Here is a 5377-nt window from a genome sequence, read left to right as displayed (position 1 = left end):
CCCGGCGGCTTGCTGGTGACATCGAGCACCACGCGGTTGACGCCTTCCACCTCGTTGGTGATCCGGTTCGAGATCCTGGCCAGGAGCTCGTAGGGAAGGCGTGACCAGTCAGCCGTCATGGCGTCCTCGGAGGAGACCGGGCGGAGGACGATGGGGTGGCCGTAGGTGCGGCCGTCGCCCATGACGCCGACGCTGCGGACGTCCGCCAGCAGGACCACGGGCATCTGCCACACTTCGTTGTCCAGGCCGGCGGCGGTCAGTTCGGCGCGGGCGATGGCGTCCGCCTTGCGCAGCAGGTCCAGCCGCTCCTTGGTGACTTCACCGACGATGCGGATTCCCAGGCCGGGGCCGGGGAAGGGCTGGCGTCCGACGATTTCCTGCGGCAGGCCGAGCTGGGCACCGACGGCGCGGACCTCGTCCTTGAAGAGGGCGCGCAGGGGTTCCACGAGTTCGAACTGGAGGTCCTCGGGAAGGCCGCCCACGTTGTGGTGGCTCTTGATGTTGGCTGCCCCTTCGCCGCCGCCGGATTCGACGACGTCCGGGTACAGGGTGCCCTGGACCAGGAACTTAATCTTTTCGCCGTGCGCGGCGGCCTCGGCGATGATGGCCAGTTCCGCTTCTTCGAACGCGCGGATGAACTCGCGGCCGATGATCTTGCGCTTGGTTTCCGGGTCGCTGACGCCTGCGAGGGCGGACAGGAAGCGTTCCTGCTCGTTCGCGACGTACAGCTTCACGCCGGTGGCGGCAACAAAGTCGCGCTCCACCTGCTCGGCTTCGCCTTCACGCAGCAGGCCGTGGTCCACAAAGACACAGGTGAGCTGGTCACCAACGGCGCGCTGGACGAGGGCTGCTGCGACGGCGGAATCCACGCCGCCGGAAAGGCCGCAGATGACGCGGGCGTCGCCAATCTGCTTCCGGATCCGCTCCACCTGCTCCTCGAGGATGTTGCCGGTGGTCCAGTTGGGTTCAATTTTGGCGCCCTTGAAAAGGAAGTTCTCAAGGACCTGCTGGCCATAGGCGGAGTGCTTGACCTCCGGGTGCCACTGCACGCCGAACAGGCCCTTTTCCTCGTTGGCGAAGGCAGCCACTTCGGCGCCCGCCGTCGTCGCAAGGACTTCAAATCCCTCCGGCGCCTCGTGGACGGAATCGCCGTGGCTCATCCATGTGTTCTGGTGCTGGGGCATGCCCTCAAGGACGGAACGTCCCTCGCCCAGGATGGTGGTTTCCGTGGAGCCGTACTCCCGCAGCCCGGTCTTGTCCACCTTGCCGCCGAGGGCGTTGGCCATGGCCTGGAAGCCGTAGCAGATGCCGAAGACGGGAACGCCGGCTTCAAAAAGGTCGGCACCCACGCTCGGAGCGCCGTCGGCGTAAACGCTGGACGGGCCGCCGGACAGGATGATGGCGGCGGGGTTCTTGGCGAGGAGCTGCTCGGTGGAATAGGTATGCGGAACCACTTCCGAATACACATTTGCTTCCCGGACGCGGCGGGCAATCAGCTGCGCGTACTGGGCACCGTAGTCAACAACCAGCACCGGCTTCTGGGAAGTCTGGGATGCAGTGGGAGTAGTCACCGTAATAGCCTACTTTGCGCCGTTGCACCGGCGCACCTTGAGAGGCCGCGCTGTGACGCACCAAACGTTGGCGGCCCCGGGAAGGCGCCCCGACGCGGGACCGCGGTTCAGTAGCGCTGCGGCGCCTGCGGGTTGGCTGCGAGCTCGGCCTCCACCTCGGCGTGGAACTTCTTCTCCACGATGAAGGACAGGAACGGAACCACGCCGCCCAGCGCCAGCAGGATCAGCTTGAGGAACGGCCAACGCATGAGCGACCACAGCCGGAAGTTGGAGATCAGGTACACCACGTACATCCAGCCGTGCACGATGAGGACTGCGACGGACAGATTGACCCCGCCCAGCACACCGTGGGGTTCAGCGTCCGCAAAGCCGAAGCCGAAGGGCTGGCCGGTGACCGCGTTGGTGCCGCCCGCGAACAGGTACTGCCCGAAGCCGTAGCGGGCGATCAGCTCGGCGCAGAGCAGCAGCAGCATGGCACCGGTGAGGTAGGCCAGGACCTTGTAGAACTTCAGGGCTGAGCGGATCTGGGCCTCGGTACCGCCGAAGCGGCGCTTCTTGCCGGCCGTTTTGCCGGTGGCCTGCGTGGGGGTGGCCGGTTTTGGATCGATCATGGCTGTACCTTTTGCTGGTTCTGTTCAGGGTGCTGGGGCTGCTCAGGGGAGATGGCGTCGTGCTCTTCGTCAAGGATGTCCTCGAGGTCCCGGTGGTAGTCGTCCTTGACCAGCCGCCACCAGATGAAGAGGGCGAAGCCGGCGAACACTACCCATTCCAGGGAGTAGAAGAGGTTGAGCCAGTTGATCTGCTGTGCGGGGGGCTGGGGGCCGATGTTCAGTGGCAGGAGGTCGCCTGGCACCGCGGCGGGGCTGACGTCGGCTCCCCCGGCCACCTCGGCGGTGGCGGCTACGAAGCCCGGGTAGCTGCTGACTTCCCAGTAGTTGATCAGTTCCGCCACCGAGACGGCGGTGGCCTCCCCGGGTGAGGGTGCCTCCCCTGGGAGCGGGGCTTCGGATGGCAGGAGCCGTCCGGTCAGTTCGATAAGGCCCGACGGCGGTGCTGCCGCGTCACCGGGTTCCGCCACCCAGCCGCGGGCCACGGGGATCCACGTCCGGGGCGAGGCGGCGGCGCCGCTCAGTGGCGGGGCTCCGTCGACGGCGAAGGCGGAGACCACCCAGTAGCCGGTTTTTCCGCCGTGCAGCCGTCCCGGGACCAGGACCTGCTTGTCCGGGTCATAGGTGCCCTGGGCGCTGACCATCTGGTCGGCGTCGGTTCCGTGGAAGAATTCGCCCGGCTGCAGGGTGTCCGTCAGCGGCTGGACCTGCTCGGTGGCGGGGTTGACCGGCACCTCGGGCGATGTGGAGCGCCCGAACTGCCACTGGCTGAGCAGCACGAAGACCCCGGAAATGGCGATCGCGAAGACGAAGCCTGCGATCCATCGGGGCTTAAGGGCAGTTTTCCACACGTCTTAACCGTACTTCGTACTTCTGTAGAACAACTAAACGCCGGCCCTGGAAGGTACCCTTGGCCGGCCCGGTACCGGCTCAGTGGTCGAAGAACACCAGGCTGGAATTGATGAGTTCGGCGATGACCTCGGCGTCGTAGGCGCGGCGCAGTGACTCGCGGAACGATTCCTTGGACAGCGACCGGGCAAGGGTTGCCAGGACCTCAAGATGGTCGGAGAACGAACTGGCCGGGGTGGCGATGAGCAGGATCACGGTGGCGGGGCCGTCCGCCGCCCCGAAGTCCAGCGCGTGGCCGTACTTGGCGATTCCTACGGCGATTGACGTGCGGGAGACGAACTCGCTGCGGGCATGCGGCAGCCCTATGCCGCCCGGCAGTCCGGTGGCCAGCTGGTGTTCCCGGGCGTTGACGTGTTTGAGGAACCCCTCCAGGTCCGAGACGCGCCCGGCGGCGAACAGCCGCTCTGCCAGCTGCGTGGCGGCGTCGGCCTTATCGGATGCCTCCAGTTCCAGGATCACCATCTCGGGGGTGGTGAGGTCGGCATCATACGGGTCAAGTGGTTCCGCCAAGGCGTATCCCTTCGGTCAGCAGTGCTGGGCTATCAGCCCCTCAGCGCAAGGGCACGATGTCTTCCACGCCCAGGCGGGCGGCGTCTGCGGATTCGTCGTCCGGCTGTTGCTGGCTGAGGCGTTCGGCCTCTACACGCGCAATGTAGTGCCGGACCTCATTTTCACGCTGTGCGTCGCTCCAGCCAAGGACGTCACCCACCAGTTTAGCGACAACCGGAACGGCGGACACACCCCGGTCCCAGGCCTCGATGGAGATCCTGGTCCTCCTGGTCAGGACGTCATGGACGTGGCGGGCACCCTCATGGGTGGCGGCGTAGACGGCCTCGGCCTGGAGATAGTCGTCCGCGCCCGGGATCGGTTCTGCCAGGGACGGGTCCTCTTCGATGATGGCCAGCACCTCGGGCGTCATGGAACCGTACCGGTTGAGCAGGTGTTCGATCCTGGCCACGTGCACAGCGGATTCCTCCGCGGTGCGGTTGCGCCGGTTCCAGGCGGCCCTGAAGCCCTCGGCACCGAGCAGCGGGATGGTTTCCGTGCAGCTGGGCGGAACCCGTTCGTCCATGGTGCGGGTTGCCTCGTCCACGGCGTCCTTGGCCATGACCCGGTAGGTGGTCCACTTTCCGCCGGCCACCACCACGAGGCCGGGGACGGGGTGGGCCACCACGTGTTCGCGGGAAAGCTTGGCGGTGGAGTCGTTTTCGCCGGCGAGCAGGGGCCGCAACCCGGCATACACGCCCTCTACGTCTTCCCGGGTGAGCGGCCGCTTGAGGACCTGGTTGACGTGCTCAAGGATGTAGTCGATGTCCTTGCTGGACGCCGCGGGGTGGGCTTTGTCCAGGTTCCAGTCGGTGTCGGTTGTTCCGATGATCCAGTGCCGGCCCCAGGGGATGACGAACAGCACGGACTTCTCGGTCCGCAGGATCAGCCCCACGGTGGACTGGAACCGGTCCCGCGGCACCACCAGGTGGATGCCCTTGGATGCCCGGACCTTCAGCTGGCCGCGATCCGTCACCATGGCCTGGGTTTCATCCGTCCAGACCCCGGTGGCGTTGATGACCTGCTTGGCGCGGATGTTGAACTCCGTTCCGTCCTCGCGGTTGACCACCTTGGCTCCCACCACGCGTTCGCCCTCGCGCAGGAAGTCCACCACGGCCATCTGGTTCACGGCGTGTGCACCGTAGTAGGCAGCAGTCCGGATGAGGTTGGCAACGTACTTGGCGTCATCCACCTGGCCGTCGTAGTACCGGATGGACCCCACGAAGGCATCGTTTTTCAGGCTCGGGGCGGCCCGCAGGGTGCCGCGTCTCGTGAGGTGTTTGTGGAAGGGAACACCGCGGCTGTGGCCGCTGGAAATCGACATGGCGTCGTACAGCGCGATGCCCGCGCCCACGTAGGGCCGCTCGATGAAGGGCTTGGTCAGCGGGTAAAGGAAGGGCACCGGGCGGGCGAGGTGGGGCGCCAGCTCGGAGAGCAGCAGCCCGCGTTCCTGCAGGGCTTCCTTGACCAGCCCGAAGTCGAGCATTTCGAGGTAGCGCAGCCCGCCGTGGATGAGTTTGGAAGACCGCGAGGACGTGCCGGCTGCCCAGTCGCTCGCTTCAACAATGCCGACGCTCAACCCGCGGGTCACGGCGTCGAGGGCCACTCCCGTGCCGACGATGCCGCCGCCGACAATGAGGATGTCCAGTTCCTGGCCAGGCTGGGAGGTGTCCCGGAGCCGCTGGATGGATGCTTCCCGGGCTGCCGGGCCGAGGGCTCCTCCGTTTGCAGGAACAGTCTTCA

At 66.4% G+C, this 5377-nt stretch carries 5 protein-coding genes; all 5 read right to left on the bottom strand.

Annotation, left to right across the window (positions count from 1 at the left end):
• Positions 1 to 1571, bottom strand: a 1571-nt coding sequence (gene guaA / locus P2Q66_RS20490; protein ID WP_275731105.1) for a glutamine-hydrolyzing GMP synthase, incomplete at its 3' end; no start/stop codon positions are given.
• A 107-nt stretch (positions 1572 to 1678) separates the two neighbouring features.
• The gene (locus P2Q66_RS20485; protein WP_275731104.1) at positions 1679 to 2182 is read right to left on the bottom strand and encodes a DUF3817 domain-containing protein; all 504 of its coding nucleotides are present in this window, start codon (positions 2180 to 2182) and stop codon (positions 1679 to 1681) included.
• Positions 2179 to 3030, bottom strand: a complete 852-nt coding sequence (locus P2Q66_RS20480; protein WP_275731103.1) for an SURF1 family protein — start codon at positions 3028 to 3030, stop codon at positions 2179 to 2181. The genes P2Q66_RS20485 and P2Q66_RS20480 overlap by 4 nt, the downstream gene beginning before the upstream one ends.
• A 79-nt stretch (positions 3031 to 3109) precedes the next feature.
• Positions 3110 to 3598 (bottom strand): PTS sugar transporter subunit IIA, encoded by a 489-nt coding sequence (locus tag P2Q66_RS20475; protein ID WP_079597378.1) that lies wholly within the window; start codon positions 3596 to 3598, stop codon positions 3110 to 3112.
• A 40-nt stretch (positions 3599 to 3638) separates the two neighbouring features.
• On the bottom strand, positions 3639 to 5377 hold a 1739-nt coding region (locus P2Q66_RS20470; protein ID WP_275731102.1), incomplete at its 5' end, for a glycerol-3-phosphate dehydrogenase/oxidase.

This window comes from Arthrobacter sp. Cr_A7 (assembly GCF_029222765.1).
Classification (GTDB): Bacteria; Actinomycetota; Actinomycetes; order Actinomycetales; family Micrococcaceae; genus Arthrobacter.
Note: the sequence above shows the minus strand (reverse complement) of the source record. Positions and strands in the feature narration are given on the sequence as shown.

What these genes read in the sequence shown, in the direction of transcription:
- P2Q66_RS20485 (WP_275731104.1), bottom strand. Translation starts at nt 2,182, where the DNA reads ATGATCGATCCAAAACCGGCCACCCCCACGCAGGCCACCGGCAAAACG.